The sequence below is a fragment of the Lysobacter sp. Soil_C_59 genome, from assembly GCF_057656415.1.
Genome location: NZ_JBDGKK010000009.1, coordinates 149,032 through 172,148 on the forward strand (window position 1 = coordinate 149,032; position 23,117 = coordinate 172,148).

At 67.9% G+C, this 23,117-nt stretch carries 20 protein-coding genes; 15 read left to right on the forward strand and 5 right to left on the reverse strand.

The annotated features are described in order from the left end of the window. Nucleotides 1-25: 25 nt before the first annotated feature. Nucleotides 26-523 (reverse strand): hypothetical protein, encoded by a 498-nt coding sequence (locus AC3A3Q_RS16000; RefSeq protein WP_487587164.1) that lies wholly within the window; start codon nt 521-523, stop codon nt 26-28. Between the two features lie 39 nt (nt 524-562). Here AC3A3Q_RS16000 and AC3A3Q_RS16005 point away from each other — a divergent pair, with 39 nt between their 5' ends. Continuing rightward, the gene (locus tag AC3A3Q_RS16005) at nt 563-1,147 is read left to right on the forward strand and encodes an NADPH-dependent FMN reductase (RefSeq protein WP_487587165.1); all 585 of its coding nucleotides are present in this window, start codon (nt 563-565) and stop codon (nt 1,145-1,147) included. 35 nt (nt 1,148-1,182) lie between these two features. Continuing rightward, nucleotides 1,183-1,683: an acyl-CoA thioesterase gene (locus tag AC3A3Q_RS16010; protein WP_200609452.1), complete on the forward strand. Its 501-nt coding sequence runs from the start codon at nt 1,183-1,185 to the stop codon at nt 1,681-1,683. A gap of 351 nt (nt 1,684-2,034) precedes the next feature. Here the strand turns inward: AC3A3Q_RS16010 and AC3A3Q_RS16015 are convergent, their stop codons facing one another. Both AC3A3Q_RS16015 and AC3A3Q_RS16020 read right to left on the reverse strand, forming a co-directional pair. Continuing rightward, entirely contained in the window at nt 2,035-2,718 is a 684-nt protein-coding gene (locus AC3A3Q_RS16015; protein WP_487587166.1) for a C40 family peptidase, read from the reverse strand. Nucleotides 2,719-2,873: 155 nt separating this feature from the next. Then, nucleotides 2,874-3,434 (reverse strand): C40 family peptidase, encoded by a 561-nt coding sequence (locus tag AC3A3Q_RS16020; RefSeq protein ID WP_487587167.1) that lies wholly within the window; start codon nt 3,432-3,434, stop codon nt 2,874-2,876. Between the two features lie 89 nt (nt 3,435-3,523). Between AC3A3Q_RS16020 and AC3A3Q_RS16025 the strand changes: the two genes are divergently transcribed. The 8 genes from AC3A3Q_RS16025 (at nt 3,524) to AC3A3Q_RS16060 (ending at nt 14,001) form a co-directional block, all read left to right on the forward strand. Then, complete coding sequence (locus AC3A3Q_RS16025; protein ID WP_200609446.1) at nt 3,524-4,003, forward strand: FKBP-type peptidyl-prolyl cis-trans isomerase; 480 nt, start codon at nt 3,524-3,526, stop codon at nt 4,001-4,003. A gap of 235 nt (nt 4,004-4,238) precedes the next feature. Further along, a complete protein-coding gene (locus tag AC3A3Q_RS16030) occupies nt 4,239-6,251 on the forward strand; it encodes a serine hydrolase domain-containing protein (protein ID WP_487587168.1) in 2,013 nt (670 codons plus the stop codon). An 11-nt stretch (nt 6,252-6,262) separates the two neighbouring features. Beyond that, on the forward strand, nt 6,263-7,969 hold the full coding sequence (locus AC3A3Q_RS16035) for an N-acyl-D-amino-acid deacylase family protein (protein WP_487587169.1): 1,707 nt from the start codon (nt 6,263-6,265) through the stop codon (nt 7,967-7,969). Continuing rightward, nucleotides 7,966-9,207, forward strand: a complete 1,242-nt coding sequence (locus AC3A3Q_RS16040; RefSeq protein WP_487587170.1) for a DUF418 domain-containing protein — start codon at nt 7,966-7,968, stop codon at nt 9,205-9,207. The genes AC3A3Q_RS16035 and AC3A3Q_RS16040 overlap by 4 nt, the downstream gene beginning before the upstream one ends. 84 nt (nt 9,208-9,291) lie before the next feature. Further along, the gene (locus tag AC3A3Q_RS16045) at nt 9,292-10,548 is read left to right on the forward strand and encodes an NAD(P)/FAD-dependent oxidoreductase (protein ID WP_487587171.1); all 1,257 of its coding nucleotides are present in this window, start codon (nt 9,292-9,294) and stop codon (nt 10,546-10,548) included. Continuing rightward, a complete protein-coding gene (gorA, locus tag AC3A3Q_RS16050; RefSeq protein ID WP_487587172.1) occupies nt 10,545-11,909 on the forward strand; it encodes a glutathione-disulfide reductase in 1,365 nt (454 codons plus the stop codon). Before AC3A3Q_RS16045 ends, gorA begins: the two co-directional genes overlap by 4 nt. A gap of 39 nt (nt 11,910-11,948) precedes the next feature. Continuing rightward, nucleotides 11,949-12,737, forward strand: a complete 789-nt coding sequence (gene hutG / locus AC3A3Q_RS16055) for an N-formylglutamate deformylase (protein WP_487587173.1) — start codon at nt 11,949-11,951, stop codon at nt 12,735-12,737. A 10-nt stretch (nt 12,738-12,747) separates the two neighbouring features. Beyond that, nucleotides 12,748-14,001, forward strand: a complete 1,254-nt coding sequence (locus AC3A3Q_RS16060; protein WP_487587174.1) for a winged helix-turn-helix domain-containing protein — start codon at nt 12,748-12,750, stop codon at nt 13,999-14,001. Between the two features lie 23 nt (nt 14,002-14,024). Here AC3A3Q_RS16060 and AC3A3Q_RS16065 read toward each other — a convergent pair whose 3' ends face one another. Both AC3A3Q_RS16065 and parE read right to left on the reverse strand, forming a co-directional pair. Beyond that, complete coding sequence (locus tag AC3A3Q_RS16065) at nt 14,025-16,013, reverse strand: alpha/beta hydrolase family protein (protein ID WP_487587175.1); 1,989 nt, start codon at nt 16,011-16,013, stop codon at nt 14,025-14,027. Nucleotides 16,014-16,089: 76 nt separating this feature from the next. Beyond that, on the reverse strand, nt 16,090-17,997 hold the full coding sequence (gene parE, locus AC3A3Q_RS16070; RefSeq protein ID WP_487587176.1) for a DNA topoisomerase IV subunit B: 1,908 nt from the start codon (nt 17,995-17,997) through the stop codon (nt 16,090-16,092). 278 nt (nt 17,998-18,275) lie between these two features. Between parE and AC3A3Q_RS16075 the strand changes: the two genes are divergently transcribed. From AC3A3Q_RS16075 to ftsB, 5 genes are all read left to right on the forward strand, one after another. Next, the gene (locus AC3A3Q_RS16075) at nt 18,276-18,533 is read left to right on the forward strand and encodes a hypothetical protein (protein ID WP_487587177.1); all 258 of its coding nucleotides are present in this window, start codon (nt 18,276-18,278) and stop codon (nt 18,531-18,533) included. 160 nt (nt 18,534-18,693) lie between these two features. Next, nucleotides 18,694-20,358: a CTP synthase gene (gene pyrG, locus AC3A3Q_RS16080; RefSeq protein WP_487587178.1), complete on the forward strand. Its 1,665-nt coding sequence runs from the start codon at nt 18,694-18,696 to the stop codon at nt 20,356-20,358. Nucleotides 20,359-20,436: 78 nt separating this feature from the next. Next, entirely contained in the window at nt 20,437-21,270 is an 834-nt protein-coding gene (kdsA, locus tag AC3A3Q_RS16085; protein ID WP_241918813.1) for a 3-deoxy-8-phosphooctulonate synthase, read from the forward strand. Nucleotides 21,271-21,411: 141 nt separating this feature from the next. Beyond that, complete coding sequence (gene eno / locus AC3A3Q_RS16090; protein ID WP_200609422.1) at nt 21,412-22,701, forward strand: phosphopyruvate hydratase; 1,290 nt, start codon at nt 21,412-21,414, stop codon at nt 22,699-22,701. A 17-nt stretch (nt 22,702-22,718) separates the two neighbouring features. After that, on the forward strand, nt 22,719-23,048 hold the full coding sequence (gene ftsB, locus AC3A3Q_RS16095) for a cell division protein FtsB (protein ID WP_487587179.1): 330 nt from the start codon (nt 22,719-22,721) through the stop codon (nt 23,046-23,048). Nucleotides 23,049-23,117 lie beyond the last annotated feature (69 nt).

Consider the following 23,117-nt stretch of genomic DNA (forward strand, 5'->3'; position numbering starts at 1 on the left):
TTCACCCGTCGCGTCTGGATGCGACCTACACCTTCGGCAGCGTGTTGCGCCGGTACACCAATCGCACCGCCAGCAATGCCACCGGGATCGGCAGCACCAGGCCGCACACCGACAGCCAGCCAGGGTGCGGGACCTTCAGGATCATGCCGAGCACACCGGAGATCACCACCAGCGCGACCAGCAGCGCGGCGGCGGTCTGATGGCGGGCGATCTTCGCCCCGGCCAGGGCGCCGGTGAACGTGCCCAGCAGCCAGGCCAGCAGCACCATGAGCTTGGCGCCAAGCGGCATCTGCGCGACGAAGGCGGCGAAGGCGGCCTCGTTGGCCGGATCGGTGATGTCCAGGCCCGGCGGTGGCGGCCAGGCCGAGTGGCCCAGCATTTCCACCAGCATGATCACCGCGACGGCGACCACCACGCCGACCAGCATGCCCAGGATCGTCCGCCCCATGATGTCGTCCTCGATTGTCTGGCCGCGAGGATCGCCCGGGCGCGGCCATGCCGCAAGCTCACGCGTGCCGCGCATAATCGTCCCTCCGCCGACCCACGCACCACGGAGCCAGGAATGCCTGCTGCAGTTCCCCGTTTGCTCGCCTTTGCCGGAAGCCTGCGCCAGGGTTCCTACAACCGTCGCCTGATCCATGTCCTGGTCGAGGGCGCGCGCGCTGCCGGGGCCGAAGTGACGCTGATCGAGCTGCGCGACTATGCGCTTCCGGTCTACGACGGCGACATCGAGGCGGCGGGCATGCCCGAGGCGGTGCGCCAGTTGCAGGCATTGATGGCCAGCCATGACGGGCTGTTGATCAGCACGCCGGAGTACAACGGTTCGATGCCGGCGCTGGTGAAGAACACGCTCGACTGGATCTCGCGGCCGACCGACGCCGGCGGGTCCGGTGTCGCGTTGTTCCAGGACAAGGTCGCCGGCATCGTGTCGGCATCGCCCGGTCCGCTCGGTGGTCTGCGTTCTCTGCTGGTGTTGCGCGATGCGCTTGCAAAACTTGGCCTGCTGGTAGTGCCACAGCAGGTCGCTGTCGGTCAGGCCGCCGACAAGCTGCCCGATTACGGCATCCTCAACGACGATCGACTCAGGAACGGCGTGCACGGCGTGGCCAATGCCGTGGTGCGCCATGTGCGGGCGACGGTCGCCTGATCCTTAAGCCACGCATCCCCCAGCGGAGCCCAGCCATGAGCGGTAGACAGCGTGAACTGAACCTGCGTTTCCTCGCCGAGCCGTCGGACGTCAATTACGGCGGCAAGGTCCACGGTGGCGTGGTGATGAAGTGGATCGACCAGGCCGGGTATGCGGCGGCCGTCGGATGGGCCGGGACCTATAGCGTGACGGTGGCCGTTGGCGGCATCCGCTTCGTCGCGCCGATCCGCATTTCCGACATGGTCACGGTGCACACCAAGCTGGTGCACACGGGCACGACCAGCATGCATTTCGCGGTCGACGTGAAGGCGCGTGATCCGATGGATGGGCCGGAGTGCGACCGGTTGTGCACGCACTGCGTGATCGTCTTCGTCGCGCTGGACGGCGTCGACGGCAAGCCGACGCCGGTGCCGCCGTGGACGCCGCTCACAGACGTGGACCGGCACCTGGGCGAGTACGCGCTCAAGGTGATGGACCTGAGCAAGGGCATCGAGGCGACGATGAACGAGTTGAGCCAGGTGGCGCAGGAAGTCTGAGCGTCCGGGTGTTCGGGCGTTCGGGCGTTCGGGCGTGAGTCTTCCGAGGGACGCCGTCTGCCGGGTCGGGGATTGCTCCGCCCCTTAGTCGGACATCCTGTCCGATGCGGGGCGCGGGACATCCATGTCCCGCTGCGGGTCAATCCCCGACCCGGCAGCCGCCGCTCCGGCATTTCATTGCCCGGTCTTCGGCGCGGCAAGGGAACCGTCATCCCCGTGAAGGCGGGGGCCCAGCGTCGTTGCTCTCGTGCCCGTCATTCCCGCGAAGGCGGGAATCCAAGGACGTTGTTCGGCGCAACCACGAAAAAGGCCGCCCGGAGGCGGCCTTTCCAGATCGTGCTGTCGCGTCGCTCAGATGCCGTCGAGGCGGCGCGCCTGCATGAACTTCGCGCTCCAGTAACCGGTGTCCATGCTCGATACCTGGACGTCCTTGCCGCGACTGGGGGCGTGCACGAAACGGCCTTCGCCGACGTAGATGCCGACATGGTCGACGCGGCCACGACGGCCGAAGAACACCAGGTCGCCGGCGTTGAGCTTGGCCCGGTCGGTGACCAGCTCGCCGCTCTTGGCCATTTCGCGCGAGACGCGCGGCAGGTCGATGCCCAGGGCGTTGCGGAACACGTAGCCGACCAGGCCGCTGCAATCGAAGCCCTTGTTCGGATCGGTGCCGCCCCAGCGGTACGGGGTGCCGAGCAGCGCCATCGCGCGCTGCAGGACGGTGGCGATCTTGCCTTGCTGCGCCGGCGGCACGGACGCGGCAGCGTCGACGGCACCCGGGGCGAACAGGCGGTTGAGGTCGGTGGCCAGCAGCAGGGCGCGGTCAGACAGGCCCATCGCTTCAGGCAGCATCGTGCTGGTGGTGGCGGCCGGGGCGTCTGCCGAGTCAGCGGCCAGCGACGAAGACGGCACCTGCTGGGCAAACGCCGGCACGGCCAGCACGGCCAGCATGGCAGCGAGGAAGAATTGGACGCTCGCCCGGAAGGGGCGGCGGGAGCTTACGGCGGCTTGGCCGGAGCGGGGCGGGTTGAGCGTCACGCGGTCATCACGAAGTCGTCGACCGGGGGATCATGCCTGCCAAACCCTTGGATTGGGTTCATTTTTCGTTAAAAAGTCATTAAGTAGGCTGTGGATGGTCACAATTCGTGCCACCGCTAAGTCCAAGTCCCCGTTCAGTAAAATTACTGAACCACCTAGTTCAGCACACGCTTGGCACCGCTGTAGTGGTCCCGCCAGTAGCTGCCGTCCAGGGTGTCCAGTCGGACGGTTCCGCCAGTGCTGGGCGCATGCACGAAGCGGCCTTCGCCTACATATATGCCTACATGACTGACGTTGCCGCCCTGGCCAAAGAACACCAGGTCGCCGGCGGCGAGGCGGTCGGGGACGATCCGCGGGCCCTGGAAGCTGGCCAGGTCGCGCGAGGTCCGCGGCAGGCGCAGGTCGAGCATGTCGCGGTAGACATAGTTGACCAGCCCGCTGCAGTCGAAGCCGCCTTCGGGCGTGTTGCCGCCGTACCGGTAGGGCGTGCCGACCAGGCTGATCGCCCGCATCAGCACCGCATTGGCGGCGACCGGGTCCTGGGGTTGCACCGCCGGCCACGAGCGGGCCGGGGGCCGCGACTGGCGCACGGCCTGCTGGTTGCCACCGCAGGCGGCGAGGGCCAGGCACAGCAGCACGAGAGAAATGGCGCGCGCTCCGCGCAGTGGCGCGGGGGCGGTCTTGCCGGGATAATGCGGCGCTTTCGTCACGGCCATTAGCTTGGCCGTTCATGTTGCCGACGGTCAAGCCGTCGCCGCCCCCAGCTGCCGTATCGGCGGCAGCACTCCATTTCGAGCCCCCTGCAATGAACATCGAGAAAGATCGCGTCGTCCTTTTCCATTACTCCGTTTCCGAGCAGGGCCAGGAGACGCTTGAAAGTTCGGAAGGCCGCGAGCCGCTGGCGATCCTGATCGGCCACGGCAACATCATCCCGGGCCTGGAAAAGGCGATGGAAGGCCATGTCGCCGGCGACAAGTTCGAAGTCGACGTCGCTGCGGTCGATGCCTATGGCGAGCGCCGCGAGGGCCTGACCCAGCGCGTGCCGAAGAAGCATTTCCAGGGTGCGCGCCTCGAGCCGGGCATGCAGGCCGTGCTGCCGACCAACTTCGGTCCGCGCGCCGTCACGATCCAGAAGGTCGGCATGAGCGTGGTCGACGTCGACCTCAACCATCCGATGGCCGGCAAGGACCTGCACTTCGCGATCGAGATCGTCGAAGTGCGCGAGGCTTCGGCGGAAGAAGTCGAGCACGGCCATGTCCACGGTGAAGGTGGTCATCAGCACTGATCGCCGAGTTCCCTTCAGCGAACCGACGGCCCGCGCATGCGGGCCGTTTTCGTTTGTGTCGTTGTCTCCGTCCCGTCGTCGCCGGTCCCGTCGTCCCGGCGAAAGCCGGGACCCAGGCCGTCACGCTTCCAGACCCATCACGTCATCCCGGCAAACGCCGGGATCCATTTTGACTTTGCCCCCGCTCGCCACGCGCATGCTTTAATCGGCGCTTCTCCTGGGGAGGGGGGCGTCAATGGCGGCAACTGGCTTGCACTGGGCGCGGCTCGTCGCGCTGGCACTGGCGATGGGCACGGTCGCTATGGCGAATGCCGCCGCGCCGCCTCAAGTCGCATTGCCTGCGGCTCCTGCCGACACTCCAGCCGCCACGACCGACGCCCTTGCGCCGCCACCGCCGCGCGCGGTCGATGCCGCCGACCTGTCGGCCTATGTCGACGGCGTGATCGAAGGCTACATGCGCCGCCTCGGCATCGCCGGCGTCACCGTTGCCGTGGTCGATCAGCAGGGACCGCTGCTGCTGCGCGGCTACGGCATGGCCGCGCAGTCGCCGCATCGCGATGTCGATCCGGCACGCACGCTGTTCCGCGTCGGTTCGGTGTCCAAGACGTTCACCTACCTGGAAGCGCTCAAGCTCATCGACGCCGGCAAGCTGTCGCTCGACGCACCGGTCAACGATTACCTGCCCGCCGACCTGCGCCTGCCCGATGACGGCTATCCGCCGGTGCTGGTGCGCCACCTGCTCACCCACAGCGCCGGCTACGAGGACACCGCGCTCGGCCACCTGTTCGCCAGTGCGCCGGAGACTTCGCTCAGCCTGCACGACTATCTGCTCAATCACCGGCCGGCGCGGGTGCGTGCGCCGGGCACGCATGCGGTCTACTCAAACTATTCGCTGGCGCTGCTTGGCGCCGTGCTGGCACGGGTCAACGACGTGCCGTTCGAGACGCTGGCCGAGCGCGACCTGTTCGAGCCGATGGGCATGCCGTTGACGACCTTCCGCGAGCCGCTCGGACAGGGTGACGCGCGCAGTGCCGATGCGCGCTTCCAGGGGCTGTGGTCACAGGGTTTCAAACGCGAAGGCGGCGGCTACACCAGCGAACCGTTCGAGTACATCGCGCAGATCGCGCCGGCCGGCAGTGTCTCCAGCAATGCCGCCGACATGGCGCGCTACCTGACGATGCTGGTCAATCGCGGCCAGCTCGATGGCCGCCAGATCATCCCGGCCGCGGCCTTCGCGCGCCTGGAGGGCGAACCGCTGTTCCGCAACGCGCCCGATGCCACCGGCTTCGCCTACGGCTTCTTCCGCAAACGCTACGGCCAGGTGCAGAGCCTGGAGCATGGCGGCGCGACGCTGTATTTCCATTCCAACCTGGTGGCGGTGCCGGAGCTGGGCTTTGGCGTGTTCGTCTCGACCAACACCGACAACGGCGCGCGACTGGCCGCGGAACTGCCGCAGTTGCTGCTGCAGCGCTATTTCCCGCGCGCACGCGACGCCGCACTGCCGGCGCCGCCGAAGGACTTCGCCACGCGGGGCGTGGTCTACGCCGGCAAGTACCTGGGCGAACGCCGACCGTTCCGCGGCTTCGAGAAACTGCTGCTCGCCAGCGCCGCCACCGTCGCGGTCACCGACGACGGCTACCTGACCCTGACCGCAGGCGGTGAAAGCTCGCGCTGGGTGGAAGAGAAGCCGCACGTCTTCCGCGCCCTGCAGGGTCCGGGGCGCCTGGCCTTCCTCGTCGGCCAGGACGGTGCGGTCACCGGTTTCGTCAGCCCCGGTGGCCACGATGTCTACGACCGCGCCGGTACGCTCGATGACTCGCAGTTGCTGATCGCACTGATCGTGCTGGCGGCGCTGACCGCGCTGGCGGTCATCACCGGTGCCTGGATGCGGCGCTGGAAGCGCCGCAACGGCGAGGCGATGGCGGCGATGCGCAGCGCGCAATGGCTGTACATCACCGCGGCGGCCTGGCTGGTGCTGGGTGTGTTGCTGGCCGTCGCCACTGTCGGCATCGTCCAGGGCGGCGATGCGTTGATGTTCAGCTACCCGGGCCTGCCACTGCGGCTGGCGCTGTGGTGGGCGCTGCCGGTCATGCTGCTGACGCTGGTGTGCATCGTGCAGCTGTGGCCGGCATGGCGGGCACGCACCTGGGGCTTCTGGCGCAAGCTGCGGCACACCGGCGCCGTCGCGATCTTCGCCTTTGCCGCCGTACTGATGTGGTCCTGGAACATGGTTGGCTGGAAACTCTGAGGAGACTGTCCGTGCTGCGTCCGTCCGCAATCGCTCTCGCCCTCGCGCTGACCGCCTGTACCGGGCCGGCTCCGCCGGAAGCTCCGCACTACGACCTGGTGATCCGCAACGGCCAGGTCTTCGACGGCAGTGGTGCACCGGCCAGGCGCGTCGATGTCGCCGTGCGCGGCGACCGCATCGCCGCGCTGCTGGCGCCTGGCGCGCCGGTGCAGGCGACGAAGGAAGTGGATGCGCATGGCCAGGCGGTGACGCCGGGCTTCATCAACGTGCTCAGCTGGGCCACCGAATCACTGATCGCCGATGGCCGCGGCCAGAGCGACACGCGCCAGGGCGTGACCCTGGAGATCTTCGGCGAAGGCTGGTCGATGGGACCGCTGACGCCGGCGATGAAGGCCGAGGCCCTCAAGCTGCAGGGCGACATCCGCTATCCGATCGAGTGGACCACGCTCGGTCAGTACCTGGAGTACCTGGAACACCGCGGCATCACGCCCAACGTCGCCTCGTTCGTCGGCGCCGCCACAGTGCGCATCCACGAGCTGGGCGAGGCCGATGTCCAGCCCGATGCGCAACAGCTGGCGCGGATGCAGGAGCAGGTCCGCCAGGCGATGCGCGAAGGTGCGCTCGGTGTTGGTGGTTCGCTGATCTATCCGCCGGGGTTCTATGCGCGCACCGACGAGCTGATCGCGCTGTCGCAGGCGGCCGCCGAATCCGGTGGCGGTTACGTCGCGCACATGCGCAGCGAAGCCAATGGAATGCTGGAGGCGCTGGACGAGACGATCGCGATCGGCCGCGCCACGGGCCAGCACGTCGAGGTCTACCACCTCAAGGCGGCCGGGCAGGGCAACTGGCCGAAAATGGCCGAAGCCATCTCGCGCATCGATGGCGCGCGCGGGCAGGGCGTCGACATCGCCGCCAACATGTACGCCTACACGGCCGGCGCGACCGGCCTGGACGCGAGCCTGCCGCCGTGGGTGCAGGACGGTGGCCACGACGCGATGATCCGTCGCCTGAAGGATCCGGCCACGCGCGCCCGCATCATCGCCGAGATGAAACGCATCGACGGCGACTGGGAAAACCTGCGCCTGCAGGCCGGCTCGCCCGAACGCGTGCAGTTCATCGGTTTCAGGAGCGACAAGCTCAAGCCGCTGACCGGCCTGACCCTGGCGGAGGTTGCCAAGCGCCGCGGCACCACGATCGAGGACACCGTCATCGACCTGATCATCGAAGACGACTCGCGCGTGGACACGGCCTACTTCCTGATGAGCGAGGACAACGTCGCGCTCGGCCTGCGCCAGCCCTGGGTCAGCCTGGGCTCGGACGCCGAGTCGTCCGCGCCGGAAGGCGTGTTCCTCAAGTCCAGCACCCACCCGCGTGCCTATGGCAACTTCGCCCGCTTCCTTGGCCACTACGTCCGCGAGCAGAAGCTGATGCCGCTGGAGCAGGCCGTGTTCCGCCTGACCGGGCTGCCTGCGCGCACCTGGAAGCTCAAGGACCGCGGCTGCCTCGCCGTCGGCTGCTTCGCCGACATCGCGGTGTTTGATCCGGCCACCATTCGCGACAACGCCACCTTCGCCAAGCCGCAGCAGTACGCCACCGGCGTCAGCGACGTGTTCGTCAACGGCGTGCAGGTGCTTCGCGGAGGCGAGCACACCGGTGCCAAACCCGGACGCGTGGTGCGCGGTCCGGGCTGGCAGGGCGCGGCACAGGCACAACCATGACCGAGGCGGTTGCGCTGGCGCCTGTCGAAGCGCGCCAACGTCTGCACACGCTTGATGTCCTGCGCGGGTTCGCGCTGTTCGGCATAGCGCTGATGAACGTCGAGTATTTCGGCCGTCCACTGGCCGATGTCGGCAGCGGCGTCGATCCGGCGCTGCACGGACTCGATTACGCGCTGTCGTGGCTGATCTACGTGTTCGTGCAGGGCAAGTTCTGGATCTTGTTCTCGCTGCTGTTCGGCATGGGCTTCGCACTGATGGCCACGCGCACGCACACGGCCGACGGCGGCTTCTCGAAACTGTACGTGCGCCGCAGCCTCGGCCTGCTGGTCATCGGCCTGGTGCACGCAGTGGCGATCTGGGCTGGCGACATCCTCGTCACCTACGCCATCGGAGCGCTGCTGTTGCTGCTGTTCCGCGATGCATCGCCACAGAAGCAGGGACGCCTGGGCGCGCTGCTGTACGGTGCGCCGGTGCTGGGCCTGCTGCTGATGTCGGCGGTCATGCTCGCCATGCAGGCGGGCGGCTCGACCGCGGCCGACCACGTCGATGCCGCGCACGAGGCCGCCGAACAGGCTGCGCGTGCCGCCGAGATCGCCGCTTATTCCACCGGCTCGTGGTGGCAGGCGACCGCTGTCCGTGCGCGTTACCTGCTGACCCATATCCCGGAAATGCTGGTGTTCGAGTGTTTCGCCCTCGGCATCTTCCTGATCGGCGCCTGGCTGCTTCGCAGCGGCGCGATGGCCGACCCGGCCGCGCACGCGCTGCTGTATCGCCGTTTGCGCCGCTTCGCCCTGCCGGCCGGACTGGTGCTGGCGCTGCTTGGTGCGTCAGTGACGGTGCACCTGGACTGGAAGCAGGACAGTGCGCACGCGATGCTGGCCATGGCGCTGATGCTGGCCGCCAGCCCGCTGATGAGCCTTGGCTATCTGGCGCTGGTCGTCGGCGCGCTGCAGACGGCCCTGGGCGCTCGCGTGCTCGGCCTGCTTGCACCCGCCGGACGGATGGCGCTCAGCAACTATCTGCTGCAATCGCTGGTCGGCACCTGGCTGTTCTATGGCCATGGGCTGGGTCTGTGGGGCAGCGTGCCCAGGCGCTGGCAGGTGGCGGGTGTCGTGGTGGGGTTCGCGCTGCAGGTGCTGCTCAGCCGGGTCTGGCTGGCGTACTTCCGCCATGGCCCGGCCGAATGGCTCTGGCGGGCATGGACGTATCGGCACTTTCCAGCGATGCGCGCACGCTGATCACTGCGCCAGGGATCAACACGCAACAATCGAGAAGACCTTTGTCCGATGGCCGAGCCTACCCAAGCGATTAAACTTGCCCCCATGGAACAACGCGAAGATGTCCTGATCGTCGGCGCCGGCGTGATCGGCCTGGCCTGCGCCCTTGCCCTCCTGGAAACCGGCCGAAGCGTGCGCGTGATCGATGCCGGCCGCATCGGCGGCGGCAGTTCGCACGGCAATTGCGGCACGATCACGCCCAGCCATGCACCGCCGCTGGCCGCACCCGGCGTGGTGCTTAAGGCGTTGCGCTGGATGCTGACCCCGGATGCGCCGCTGTATGTGCCGCCGCGCTTCGACCCGCGCCTGTGGTCCTGGCTGTTGCGCTTCGCCCTGCGCTGCAACGAGCGCGACTGGCGTGCCAGCGCGGTGGCCAAGTCGGCGATCCTCAACGACTCGCGCGCGCGACTGGCGCAATGGGTCGAGCAGTATTCGCTGGCCTGCGAGTTCGCGCCGTCCGGCGAGGATTACATTTTTCGCACCCAGGATTATTTCGAGCACACGCTCGAAGAGGTCGGCCTGCTGCGCGAGCTGGGCGTTGCCGTCGATGTCGTCGACGGCCGTGCCTACGAGGCCATGGAGCCGGCACTCAAGCCCGGCCTGGCCGGCGCGATCCGCTTCAATGGCGATGCGGTGCTGCGTCCGGACCGCTACGTCGCCGAGCTGGCGCGCGTGGTGCGCGAGCGTGGCGGCACCATCGTCGAGGACTGCGCATTCGTCGGGGCCGTGGCCGAGCAGGGCGGCGTTCGCGTGACCACCGGGCAGGGCACCCTGTTGGCGGGCGAAGTAGTGATGGCCCTGGGCGCCTGGTCGCCGAAGCTGGCCGATGCCATCGGCGCGCCGGCACTGAAACGGACCATGCAGCCGGGAAAGGGCTACTCGATCACCTATTCATCGCCGGCCCTCGTGCCCCGGCGCCCGCTGGTGCTGCGCGAACGCCAGGTCTGCGTGACGGCGTGGGGCAGCGGCTACCGCCTCGGCAGTACCATGGAGTTCAGCGGCTTCGACGACAGCCTCAATCCGCGCCGCCTGGCCGCGCTGGAGCGCGGTGCCGGCGAGTACCTGCACGAACCGGTCGGTGCGCAGAAGCAGGAGCAATGGTTCGGCTGGCGCCCGATGAGCTGCGACGACGTCCCGATCATCGGCCCGGTGCCGGGGCGTGATCACATCTGGTTGGCAACCGGTCACGGCATGATGGGCGTCAGCATGAGCGCGGCGACTGGCCAGCTGGTTGCCGACCTGATCGCCGGGCGTGATCCGGCGATCGATCCTGCGCCCTTCCGCATCGAGCGATTCGAATGAACACGAGTCCCGCCACCAGCGAATTCGACCTGATTGTGATCGGGGGCGGATCCGGTGGCCTGGCAGGCGCCTTCCGCGCGGCCGAACATGGCGCGCGCGTGGCGCTGCTCGAACCGAACCTGCTCGGCGGCACATGCGTCAACGTCGGCTGCGTGCCGAAGAAGGCGATGTGGCTGGCCGCGGAGGTGGCGGCGAAGCTGAAGCTCGCGCCGACGCTGGGCTTTCCGGTGCAGCCGGCAGCGCTGAACTGGCCTGAGTTCATCGTCCACCGCGAGCGCTACATCGAAGGCATCCATGCCAGCTACCGGCGCCGCCTGGACGCGGCCGGCATCGTGCTCGCGCCGATGCGCGCGCACCTGGTCGACGCGCGCACGGTCGAATGCGAGAACGGGACGCGGCTGCGTGCCCGCCACCTGCTGATCGCCACCGGCGGACGGCCGGAACGACCGGACATTCCCGGCGCCAACCTGGGCGTGGTTTCCGACGACTTCTTCCAGTGGCGCGCCGCGCCCGCGCGCGTGGCCGTTGTCGGCGGCGGCTACATCGCGGTGGAGCTGGCCGGCGTGCTGCAGGCGCTGGGCAGCCGGGTCGAGATGTACGTGCGTGGTTCGCACCTGCTCAGGGGCTTCGACCACGACGTGGTCGAGCAACTAACCGAGGACTATCGCCAATCTGGCGTCCGCATCTGCTTCGACCAGCACCTGGCCGCGGTGGAATCCGACAGCGGCGGTGTGCGCCTGCGCCTTGCCGACGGCAGCGCCAGCGATCGCTACGATGCAGTGCTGTTCGCCACCGGGCGCCGCCCCAACAGCGAGCGCCTGGGGCTGGAGGAGGTGGGTGTCGCCACCGATGCCGACGGCTACATCGCCGTCAACGAGCGCCATGAAACCAGTGTCGAAGGCGTCTATGCCGTCGGTGACATCACCGCCAACGCGCAGCTGACGCCGGTCGCGATCGCCGCGGCGCGCCGCCTGATGGACCGCGTCTACGGTGGCAGCCAGGCCGTGCTCGACCAGCGCGACATCCCGACCGTGGTGTTCTCGCATCCGCCGTTTGGCCAGGTCGGATTGACCGAGGTCGACGCGCGCGCCGAGCACGGCGACGAGGCCGTACACGTCTATCGCGCCGCGTTCCGGCCGATGTTGAATGCACTGGCCGACGTGCCGCAGCGCAGCCTGTTCAAGCTGGTCTGCGTCGGTGAAGAGCGCCGCGTGGTCGGCATCCACCTGATGGGCGAGGCCGCCGACGAAATCCTGCAGGGCTTCGCCGTCGCCCTCAAGCGCGGCATCACCTTGCAGGACCTGCGCGAAACCGTGGCGATCCACCCGACCAGCGCCGAGGAAGTGGTGCTTATGCGCTGAGAAGCGCTGCAACAGACATCCTGATTTGAGCGACTCGAGATGAACGACGAGATCTACACCCTGCATCGCGGCACCGCGCCGCTGCTGGTCAGCCTGCCGCACGACGGCAGCCATATTCCGCAGGCGCTGGCCGAACGCATGACCGAGCGCGCACGCGTGGCGCCGGACACCGACTGGCACGTGTCGATCCTCTACGACTTCGCCCGCGAGCTGGGCGCGTCGGTCATCGTGCCACGGCATTCGCGCTACGTCGTCGACCTCAACCGCCCGCCGGACGACACCTCTCTTTACCCCGGCCAGAACACCACCGGCCTGTGCCCGGCCGTGCAGTTCACCGGCGAGCCGGTGTACCTGGAAGGCCAGGCGCCGTCGCCGGCTGAAGTCGCACAGCGCGTGGACACCTACTGGCGTCCCTACCACGAGGCGCTGCGCGGCGAGCTCGACCGCATCCACGGCGAGCACGGTCACGTGGTGCTGTGGGAAGGGCACTCGATCCGCGGCAGCGACCTGCCGTTCCTGTTCGAAGGCCGGCTGCCCGACCTCAACCTGGGCACCTCTGCCGGCGCCAGCTGTTCGCCAGCGCTGCAGCATCGGCTCGAGTCGGTGCTGGCCGCGCAGGACGAGTACGACTTCATCGTCAACGGGCGCTTCAAGGGCGGTTACATCACGCGCCACTATGGCGAGCCGGCGCGCGGCATCGATGCGGTGCAGATGGAGATCAGCCAGCGCAATTACATGGACGAGGACAGCTTCGCCTACGATGCCGGCAAGGCCGCGCACCTGCGCAAGCTGCTGACGGCCCTGCTGCAGGCCACGCTGAAACCATGAAGGCGACGGCGTGACCGGTGCCGTCGCGGTGCTGGCGCCGGCACAGGCGCGCGCGCTGCACCTGGCCGCGCAAGGGCTGCTCGCACGCCCGCGCGCGCGGGCACGCAAGGCCGACCTGCTTGCGGCGATCGCGCGCATGCAGCTGCTGCAGATCGACACCATCCACGTCGTCGCACGCAGTCCGTACCTGGTGCTGTTCTCGCGCGTCGGCGCCTACCCCGCCGAATGGCTCGACGAACAGCTGGCGCAGCGCGCCATCTTCGAGACCTGGGCGCACGAGGCCTGTTTCGCCCCGGTCGGCGACTACACCCTGCTGCGCAGCGCGATCGAGCATCGCGAACATCACTGGGCGATCCGCAACGCCCGCCACCGCCATGCCGAGCACGGCGCCGAGATTGCGCAACTGCTGACGCACGTGCGCGAGCGGGGCGCGGTCAAGGCCGCCGATTTCGAGCGCGAGGCCGGCAGCGGCAGCGGCGGCGGCTGGTGGCAGTGGAAGAACGAAAAGCTGTGGCTGGAAGCCGCGTTCGCCCTCGGCGAGCTGATGGTGAGTCGGCGCGAGAACTTCCACCGCGTCTACGACCTCGCCGAACGCGTGATCGGCCAGGTCCAGCCCGACTGGAGCAGCGCCGTGGTCCCCACCGCGCTGGCGCGGCGCGAACTGCTGCTCAAGTCGGTGCGCGCGCTCGGCATCACCCAGGCGCGCTGGATCGCCGACTACTACCGCCTGCGGCCGCGCCTGCGCGACCCCGACCTGGACGATCTGGTGGAGGAGGGCGCGCTGCTGCGTGTCGAGGTGCGTGGATGGGCGGCGCCCGGCTACGTTCATCCGGACCTGGCGCCGCAACTGGCGCGGGCTGCCGCCGGCCGCCTGCGCGCGACCCATGCCACGCTGCTGTCGCCGTTCGACCCGGTGGTCTGGGATCGCGAACGTGCCAGCGAGTTCTTCGACTTCGATTACACGCTGGAGTGCTACACGCCCGAGTCCAGGCGTCGCTACGGCTACTTCGTGCTGCCGATCCTGGTCGGCGGCCGCCTGGTCGGGCGGCTCGACGCCAAGGCGCACCGGCGCGAGGGCGTGTTCGAGGTCAAGGCGCTGTACCTGGAAGAGGGCATCGTTGCCGATGATGCGCTGGCGCAATCGGTGGCGCGGGCGATCGACGACTGTGCGCGCTGGCACGCGACGCCGCGGGTCACGCTGGGGCGTTGCCGTCCCGCAGCGTTCGCGCGATTGCTGAGGACGCAGCTCGCCGCGATGCGCTGAGGCGCACCGCGGCGAGTCGATTGCTATTTCGTGGCGGCAGAAGCCGCGCCCGCACCCGGTCCGATGTTCCGGTCGAGGAAGGCTTCGATGCGCTTGTACACCTCGGCACGGTTTTCCGGCTTGTAGAAGCCGTGGCCTTCGCCCTTGACCACCATCGTGTCGACCTTGACGCCGGCCTTGCGGAAGCCGGCGACCATCGCGTCGAACTGTTCCATCGGCACGCGCCGGTCGACGGCACCCTGGAACAGCATCACCGGCACCTTGATCTTGTCGGCATGGCGGGACGGCGAGTTGGCCGCCAGCTCCGCCGGATCGGTACCCAGTGCCTGGTCGAGGTAGTCACGGCCCTGTTCGCTGCCGCGCACGTCTCCGACCTTCTTCATCAGCGCCAGGTCATAGACGCCAATCGAGCCGATCGCACAGCGGTACAGGTCGGGATAGCGGATCGGATTCATCAGCGCCGCGTAACCGCCGAAACTGGCACCATAGGTGCAGATGCGATCCGGGTCGGCGAGCTTGCTGTCGATGGCCCAGCGCACGCCGTCGGCGATGTCGTCCATCATCGTGCCGCCCCACTGGCGGTAACCGGCGTACTCGAACGTGTCGCCACGGCCGCCGGAGCCGCGGAAGTTCACCTGCAGCACGGCATAGCCGCGACTGGCCAGGAACTGCACGTCGCTGTCATAGCTCCACGCGTCATAGACGCCGTGCGGACCACCGTGCGGCATCACCACCATCGCCTGCGGGCCCTTGCCACCAGCAGGCAACGTGTAGAACCCGTGCAGCGTCATGCCGTCGCGGGTCTTGAAGCTGACCGGCGTCGTCGCCGCCATGCGCTCGGGTTTGATCCACGGCTCGACCTCGTTGATCAGCTGGACCTTGCCGGCCTTGCGGTCGAAGACGTAGTAGCCGCCCGGGGAGCGATCGCTGTGGGTCCGGAACAGGACCTTGTTGTTGTCGTGGCTGAAGTCGTACAGCGACACGAGTTCACCCGGGAATGCCTTCATCAGGCCGGCGTGCAGCCGCGCCCATTCGGACGTCGTATCCAGGTACTGGATCGTCGGCGCAGCGGCGTTGTAGTAGACGCCGAACGGCGCGCCGCGATGCCCGGAGTAGAACAGGCCGGCGATGTCGATGTCGTCGCGGCCGGCCAGCCGCGTGCGCGTTCCGCTGGCCAGGCTGATCCGGTAGAGCTGCGAGGGTTCTCCTTTGTCGGAGATCAGCGCGTAAGCGGTATCGTCGTCGTCGGCCACGTAGGCCAGGTGCATCGTGCGACCTGCCAGACTCGCCGGGACGGCAGTCCAGTTCGTATCGGTCGGGCGTGGTCGATAGAACAGGTCCGGCTTCTGCATGCCCGGCCGGGCCACGATGCGCAGGCGCGCACGCGACCTGCTGTCGAACTGGAACGTTGCTGCTTCTTCCGAGAACTCGATCTGGCGGCGTTCGCCGGTGACCGTGTCGACGCGGAAAATGGTGGTTGGCTGGAACTCGTCGTCATGGCGCGTGCGCCAGGCGGTAAAATCGACCATCGCGATGCCCGGTTCGCTCTCCACCAGATCGGCGATTTCGGCCCAGCCCTGGTCCTTGCGCCGTCCACCGACGACGCCGTCGTCCGGGATGTAGGCGAACAGGATTTCCTGGTTCTTGCCGTCGATGTCGGCGGCGACCAGTTCCCCCTGGCTGATTGGCCGCGCCTGCAGCGGCTCCATGTTCGCGCGCGACACGACCACGCGGGTCGGACTGGTCCAGATGATGTTGGTGACGTGTTGGCGCTTGCCGAAGCGGAGCGTCTGGGTCTTGCCCGAGCCATCGATCGGAACGATCAACAGCTGGGTCTCGTTGCCGTCGTCGACCGGGACGGTCATGGCTACGTTGCGCCCATCGGGCGACAACGCCACTTCCTGGACTTCGACATGGCGCGCGAAGTCCTCCACCGGAACCACCTGCGCTGCCGCCACGACAGGCAGCATCGATACGAAACCGGCGATCAGCCGGCGACTAACCTGGTGCATCGGTTGGCCCTCCCCAAGGCCTGGCGATGCCCAAGCATATCGCCTGCGATGCATCCGCAGGAAACGACGCCCGGAGTCAGACCTCCAGCGTCGCCAGGTCGCCCTTGGTTTCCAGCCACTGCTTGCGGTCGCCGGCGCGCTTCTTGGCCAGCAGCATGTCCATCAGCGAATGGGTTTCGGTGTTGTCGTCGACGGTCAGCTGGACCAGGCGGCGCGTGTCGGGGTGGATTGTCGACTCGCGCAGCTGCGAAGGATTCATCTCGCCCAGGCCCTTGAAGCGGGTCGTGTTGACCTGGCCGCTGAAGCCCTTCTTGCGGTCACCCTTCTCGCGCTCGATCTTCTCCAGCAGGATCCGCTTTTCCTCTTCGTCGAGCGCATAGAACACCTGCTTGCCCACGTCGACGCGGAACAGCGGCGGCATCGCCACGAACACGTGGCCGGCCGAGACCAGCGACGGAAAGTGCTTGAGGAACAGCGCCGTCAGCAACGTTGCGATGTGCAGGCCGTCGGAGTCGGCGTCGGCGAGGATGATGACCTTGCCGTAGCGCAGGCCCGACAGGTCGTCCTTGCCCGGGTCGCAACCGATCGCGACGGCCAGGTCGTGGACTTCCTGCGAGGCCAGCACGCTGCCGGAGGCGACTTCCCAGGTGTTGAGGATCTTGCCGCGCAGCGGCAGGATCGCCTGGAAGTCCTTGTCGCGGGCCTGGCGCGCACTGCCGCCGGCCGAGTCGCCTTCCACCAGGAACAGTTCGGTACGCGACAGGTCCTGGCTGCTGCAGTCGGCCAGCTTGCCGGGCAGGGCGGGGCCCTGGGTGATCTTCTTGCGGACGACCTGCTTCTCGGTCTTCAGGCGCGCGCTGGCGCGTTCGATCGCCAGCTGCGCGATCCGCTCGCCCATCTCGGTGTGCTGGTTGAGCCACAGCGAGAACGCGTCGTGCGCGGCGCCCTCGACGAAGCCGGCGGCCTGGCGCGACGACAGTCGCTCCTTGGTCTGGCCGCTGAACTGCGGGTCGGTCATCTTGATGCTGAGCACGAAGGCGACGCGATCCCAGACGTCTTCCGGCGCCAGCTTGACGCCACGCGGCAGCAGGTTGCGGAAGTCGCAGAACTCGCGCAGCGCATCGGTGAAGCCGGTGCGCAGGCCGTTGACGTGCGTGCCGTGCTGCGCGGTCGGGATCAGGTTGACGTAGCTCTCCTGCACCAGTTCGCCTTCCGGAACCCACGCCACCGCCCAGTCGGCGGTCTCGGTGTCCTTGGTCAGCTTGCCGACGAACAGGTCCGGCGGCAGCAGCTCACGCTCGGCCAGTTCACCGCGCAGGTAATCGCGCAGGCCATCTTCGTAGTACCACTCGTTGCGCTCGTCGCTGGCTTCGTCATGCAGGCGGACGGTGAGGCCCGGGCACAGCACGGCCTTGGCGCGCAGCAGGTGGCGCAGCGAGCGCAGGTTGAACTTGGGCGTGTCGAAGTACTTCGGGTCGGGCCAGAAGTGCACGCGAGTGCCGGTGTTCTTCTTGCCGACGGTACCGATCACTTCCAGCGGCGTGGCGCGGTCGCCGTCCTTGAAGGTCATGCGGTATTCGTTGCCGTCGCGCTTGATGCGCACGTCGACCAGGGTCGACAGGGCATTGACCACGCTGACGCCGACGCCGTGCAGGCCACCGGAGAAGGTGTAGTTCTTGTTGCTGAACTTGCCGCCGGCGTGCAGGCGCGTGAGGATCAGTTCCACGCCCGGGATCTTCTCCTCGGGGTGGATGTCCACCGGCATGCCGCGGCCGTCGTCGCCGACCGAGCAGCTGCCGTCGCTGTGCAGGGTGACGTCGATGAAGCGGGCATGGCCGGCCAGCGCCTCGTCGACCGCGTTGTCGATGACTTCCTGCGCCAGGTGGTTCGGGCGCGTGGTGTCGGTGTACATGCCGGGACGGCGCTTGACCGGATCCAGCCCGGACAGGACTTCGATATCAGCTGCGTTGTAACGGGAACTCATTCTTGGCTACGACAGCGGGGGCAGGAGCGGGGATGGTCTGCGCGTAGCGGCGGAAATTCAACCGCGCGCGCCGGCGCCCGGGGTGATCCCTTGAAGCGACAGGGTTCTGGCCGCATCTTGGGAGGGCCCGGCGAGGCCGCCGGTCCAACTTCGCGCAGGCCGTTCAGTCCCGGCTACGGAAGGCGCCGCTAGGGTCGCCTCGTCGTCAACCGCGCGTCCCGTGACGCGTTATGCAATATGGATGGCGCTGCCGCTACTGTTCCCAGGAGGTCTTACGCATGAATACCCGCAAGCTGTTGCTCCCGAGCCTGATCGCCGCGCTGCTGGCGTCGCCGCTGGCACTCGCGCAGCAGCAGGACGCCCAGGCCGATGCCAAGGCCAAGGAACAGGCTGCACAGGCACAGAAGGCCGACGCAGCGCAGTCCGGCAAGGCCGACAAGGCCGGCAAGGCCCAGAACGACGCCAACAAGGGCGGCAAGAACGACAAGTCCAAGTCCCGCCCCGAGGTCGAGCCCGAGGAAGAGGACGACCGCTGAGCCTGCTGGCTCGACAGGTTTGACCCGCGACGCCCCGGCTTGCCGGGGCGTCGCTGTTTGCAGGGCCATGCAACGCATCTGAACGGCCCTGCGGAGCCCGGACGGCTCGCCGGAAAGCGACTCAGCCTGTAGACTATGGCTTTCCAGCGGTAGCAAAACCATGACTCCCCTGATTTTCGTCACCGGCGGCGTGGTGTCCTCGCTTGGCAAGGGCATTGCGGCAGCCTCGCTGGCGGCCATCCTCGAAGCACGCGGCCTGCGCGTGACGATGATGAAGCTCGACCCCTACATCAACGTCGATCCGGGCACGATGAGCCCGTTCCAGCACGGCGAGGTGTACGTCACCGACGACGGCGCCGAGACCGACCTGGACCTGGGCCACTACGAGCGCTACCTGCGCAACCGGCTCAGCCGCAAGAACTCCATCACCACCGGTCGCATCTACGACAACGTGATCCGCAAGGAGCGCCGCGGCGACTACCTGGGCGGCACCGTGCAGGTGATCCCGCACATCACCGACGAGATCAAGCGCTGCATCATCGAGGCCACCGAAGGCTTCGACGTGGCCCTGGTCGAGGTCGGCGGCACGGTAGGCGACATCGAGTCGCTGCCGTTCCTCGAGGCCATCCGCCAGATCCGCAGCGAGCGCGGTTCGGAAGGCGCGTTGTTCATGCACCTGACCCTGGTGCCGTACATCGCCGCCGCCGGCGAACTCAAGACCAAGCCGACCCAGCACTCGGTCAAGGAACTGCGTTCGATCGGCATCCAGCCCGACGTGCTGCTGTGCCGCAGCGAGCAACCGCTGCCCGACAGCGAGCGCCGCAAGATCGCGCTGTTCACCAACGTCCCCGAGCGCGCCGTCATTTCGGCCGTCGACCTGGACAACATCTACAAGATGCCGCGCCGCTTCCACGAGGAAGGCCTGGACGCGATCGTGCTCGACCGCCTGCGCATCAACGCCGGCCCGGCCGACCTGACCGAATGGGACGAAGTGGTCGATGCCAGCGAGCATCCGGTCGACGAAGTCCGCATCGCCGTGGTCGGCAAGTACATCGACCACCAGGACGCCTACAAGTCGCTGGCCGAGGCCCTCAAGCACGGTGGCCTGCGCCAGCGCACCAAGGTCAAGCTGAAGTGGCTGGAGTCGAGCGAAATCGAGGAGCAGGGCGTCGCCTCGCTCAAGGACGTCGACGGCATCCTCGTGCCGGGCGGCTTCGGCGACCGCGGTTTCGAAGGCAAGGTGCTCACCGCCAAGTTCGCGCGTGAGGCTGGCGTACCGTACTTCGGCATCTGCTACGGCATGCAGGCGGCGGTGGTCGACGTCGCCCGTCACCTCGGCGGCCTCGACGGCGCCAACAGCACCGAGAACGACAAGGCCAGCCCGCATCCGGTGATCGGACTGATCACCGAGTGGCGCACCGCCACCGGCGAGATCGAGCGCCGCAGCGAGGACAGCGACCTGGGCGGCACCATGCGCCTGGGCCTGCAGGAGCAGCGCCTGAAGCCGGCTACGCTGGCGCGCGAGGTGTACGGCAAGGACGTGGTCGCCGAGCGCCATCGCCACCGCTACGAGTTCAACAACCGCTACCGCACCCAGCTCGAGGACGCCGGCCTGGTGATCTCGGCCAAGTCGATGGACGACCTGCTGGTGGAAATGGTCGAACTGCCGCGCGACAAGCACCCGTGGTTCCTGGCCTGCCAGGCGCACCCGGAATTCCTGTCGACGCCGCGCGACGGCCACCCGTTGTTCATCGGTTTCGTCCGCGCCGCGCGCGAGCACAAGGCGCAGGCCGGCGGCCGGCTGCTGAAGGAAGCCACCGCGTGAGCGGGACTGGCACCCCACGCCCGCAACCCATCCCCTCCCAACCCTCCCCTTGAAGGGGAGGGCTACCGAGTACACAGCATGAAACTTTGCGGATTCGAAGCCGGTCTCGACCAGCCCTTCTTCCTGATCGCCGGCCCGTGCGTGATCGAGTCGATGCAACTGCAGCTCGACGTCGCCGGCAAGCTCAAGGAAATCACTTCCGAGCTGGGCATCAACTTCATCTTCAAGTCGAGCTTCGACAAGGCCAACCGCACCTCCGGCACCAGCTTCCGCGGCCCCGGCCTGGAAGAGGGCCTGAAGGTGCTGGCCGAAGTGAAGAAGCAGATCGGCGTGCCGGTGCTGACCGACGTGCACGAGTACACGCCCATGAACGAGGTCGCCAGCGTCGTCGACGTGCTGCAGACCCCGGCATTCCTGTGCCGCCAGACCGACTTCATCCAGAACGTGGCGCGCACCGGCTTGCCGGTGAACATCAAGAAGGGCCAGTTCCTCTCCCCGTGGGAGATGAAGCACGTCACCAACAAGGCCAAGGCGACCGGCAACGAGCTGATCATGGCCTGCGAGCGCGGCGCCAGCTTCGGCTACAACAACCTGGTGTCGGACATGCGCTCGCTGAGCGTGATGCGCGACACCGGCTGCCCGGTCGTGTTCGACGCGACCCACTCGGTGCAGCTGCCCGGCGGCGCCGACGGCAAGAGCGGCGGCCAGCGAGAGTTCGTGCCGGTGCTGGCGCGCGCGGCGATGGCGGTCGGCATTGCCGGCATCTTCATGGAGACGCATCCGGTCCCGGACGAGGCCCTGTCCGACGGCCCCAACGCCTGGCCGCTGCCGAAGATGCGCGCGCTGCTGGAGACGCTCAAGCAGCTCGACGAGATCACCAAGCGCAACGGTTTCCTGGAATCCGACGCCTGACCATGCCGGGCGCAGCCATCCCCTGCGACCACCGGCTGGCGCCGCAACCGCGCGGCGCCGCCCCAACTCGGCTATCGTCCCCGGCTGGCGCCTGTCCGGCCCCCATGCCCTACACCCCTCATTGACCTCAACTTCGACGACATGACCACGACCATCGCCAAAGTCCACGCCCGCGAGATCCTCGACAGCCGCGGCAATCCCACGCTCGAAGCCGAGGTCACCCTGGCCGACGGCAGCTTCGGTCGCGCGATGGTGCCGTCCGGCGCCTCCACCGGCACCAAGGAAGCGGTCGAGCTGCGCGACGGCGACAAGACCCGTTACCTGGGCAAGGGCGTGCGCAAGGCGGTCGAGAACGTCAACGGCGCCATTGCCACGGCGCTGGCCGGTTTCGACGGCGCCGACCAGGCCGGCCTCGACCGCCGCCTGATCGACCTCGACGGCACCGAGAACAAGGGCCGCCTGGGCGCCAACGCGCTGCTCGGCGTGTCGATGGCCAACGCCCACGCCATGGCCGCCTCGAAGAAGCTGCCGCTGTGGAAGTACCTGGCCGGTGGCCGCGAGGCCGTGCTGCCGGTGCCGATGATGAACATCATCAACGGCGGTGCGCACGCCGACAACAACGTCGACCTGCAGGAATTCATGATCCTGCCGGTGGGCGTGGACAACTTCGCCGAAGCGCTGCGCGCCGGCACCGAGGTGTTCCATGCACTCAAGTCGGTGCTCAAGGGCCGCGGCCTGAGCACGGCGGTGGGCGACGAGGGCGGTTTCGCGCCGGACCTGCGCAGCAATGAGGAAGCGCTGGAAACCATCCTCGAAGCGATCGGCAAGGCCGGCTACAAGGCCGGCGAAGACATCCTGCTCGGCCTCGACGTCGCCTCCAGCGAGTTCTTCGAGAACGGCAAGTACAACCTCACCGGTGAAGGCAAGCGCCTGACCAGCGAGCAGTTCGTCGACTTCCTCGCCAACTGGGCCGCGCAGTACCCGATCATCACCATCGAAGACGGCATGGCCGAGAACGACTGGGCCGGCTGGAAGCTGCTGACCGAGCGCATCGGCAACAAGGTGCAGCTGGTCGGCGACGACCTGTTCGTGACCAACCCGAAGATCTTCCAGGAAGGCATCGACAAGGGCGTGGCCAACGCCATCCTGATCAAGGTCAACCAGATCGGCACGCTGACCGAGACCCTGGAAGCGATCGCGATGGCCGACGCCAACCGCTACGCCTCGATCGTCTCGCACCGCTCGGGCGAAACCGAGGACACCACCATCGCCGACATCTCGGTCGCCACCACCGCGACCCAGATCAAGACCGGCTCGCTGTGCCGCAGCGATCGCGTCGCAAAGTACAACCAGCTGCTGCGCATCGAAGAGCAGCTGGGTGCCGCGGCGAAGTACGCCGGCCGCGACGCCTTCATCTCGCTCAAGCGCTGAGCCAGGAGCCCCGGCGCATGCGCGGCTTGCGACTGCTGCTGCTGGCACTGGCCGGGTTGCTGGTGTTCCTGCAGTACCGGCTGTGGGTGGGCGAGGGCGGCAGCCGCTCGGTCGCCCGCCTGCAGCAGCAGGTGCAGCAGCAGGCGCACGAGAACCAGGGCATGCAGCAGCGCAACGACGCGCTCGCCGCCGAAGTCGAGGACCTCAAGTCCGGCGAGGCGGCGGTCGAGGAGCGTGCGCGCAGTGAGCTGGGCATGATCAAGCCGGGCGAAACCTTCTACCGCGTGGTCGAGCCGGAAGGCGCGGCACCGGCGCCGGAAGAAGGCGCCGAGCCGAAGAGCGAGTGACTCTCCGCACCGTCGACGTCGCCGCCACCGTCACCGTCACCGTCATCCCGGCGAACGCCGGGATCCAGT

What these genes read in the sequence shown, in the direction of transcription:
- hutG (WP_487587173.1), top strand. Translation starts at nt 11,949, where the DNA reads ATGAACGACGAGATCTACACCCTGCATCGCGGCACCGCGCCGCTGCTG.
- AC3A3Q_RS16010 (WP_200609452.1), top strand. Translation starts at nt 1,183, where the DNA reads ATGAGCGGTAGACAGCGTGAACTGAACCTGCGTTTCCTCGCCGAGCCG.
- AC3A3Q_RS16040 (WP_487587170.1), top strand. Translation starts at nt 7,966, where the DNA reads ATGACCGAGGCGGTTGCGCTGGCGCCTGTCGAAGCGCGCCAACGTCTG.
- AC3A3Q_RS16005 (WP_487587165.1), top strand. Translation starts at nt 563, where the DNA reads ATGCCTGCTGCAGTTCCCCGTTTGCTCGCCTTTGCCGGAAGCCTGCGC.
- AC3A3Q_RS16030 (WP_487587168.1), top strand. Translation starts at nt 4,239, where the DNA reads ATGGCGGCAACTGGCTTGCACTGGGCGCGGCTCGTCGCGCTGGCACTG.
- pyrG (WP_487587178.1), top strand. Translation starts at nt 18,694, where the DNA reads ATGACTCCCCTGATTTTCGTCACCGGCGGCGTGGTGTCCTCGCTTGGC.
- parE (WP_487587176.1), bottom strand. Translation starts at nt 17,997, where the DNA reads ATGAGTTCCCGTTACAACGCAGCTGATATCGAAGTCCTGTCCGGGCTG.
- gorA (WP_487587172.1), top strand. Translation starts at nt 10,545, where the DNA reads ATGAACACGAGTCCCGCCACCAGCGAATTCGACCTGATTGTGATCGGG.
- AC3A3Q_RS16075 (WP_487587177.1), top strand. Translation starts at nt 18,276, where the DNA reads ATGAATACCCGCAAGCTGTTGCTCCCGAGCCTGATCGCCGCGCTGCTG.
- ftsB (WP_487587179.1), top strand. Translation starts at nt 22,719, where the DNA reads ATGCGCGGCTTGCGACTGCTGCTGCTGGCACTGGCCGGGTTGCTGGTG.
- AC3A3Q_RS16025 (WP_200609446.1), top strand. Translation starts at nt 3,524, where the DNA reads ATGAACATCGAGAAAGATCGCGTCGTCCTTTTCCATTACTCCGTTTCC.
- eno (WP_200609422.1), top strand. Translation starts at nt 21,412, where the DNA reads ATGACCACGACCATCGCCAAAGTCCACGCCCGCGAGATCCTCGACAGC.
- AC3A3Q_RS16000 (WP_487587164.1), bottom strand. Translation starts at nt 523, where the DNA reads ATGCGCGGCACGCGTGAGCTTGCGGCATGGCCGCGCCCGGGCGATCCT.
- AC3A3Q_RS16045 (WP_487587171.1), top strand. Translation starts at nt 9,292, where the DNA reads ATGGAACAACGCGAAGATGTCCTGATCGTCGGCGCCGGCGTGATCGGC.
- kdsA (WP_241918813.1), top strand. Translation starts at nt 20,437, where the DNA reads ATGAAACTTTGCGGATTCGAAGCCGGTCTCGACCAGCCCTTCTTCCTG.
- AC3A3Q_RS16020 (WP_487587167.1), bottom strand. Translation starts at nt 3,434, where the DNA reads ATGGCCGTGACGAAAGCGCCGCATTATCCCGGCAAGACCGCCCCCGCG.
- AC3A3Q_RS16065 (WP_487587175.1), bottom strand. Translation starts at nt 16,013, where the DNA reads ATGCACCAGGTTAGTCGCCGGCTGATCGCCGGTTTCGTATCGATGCTG.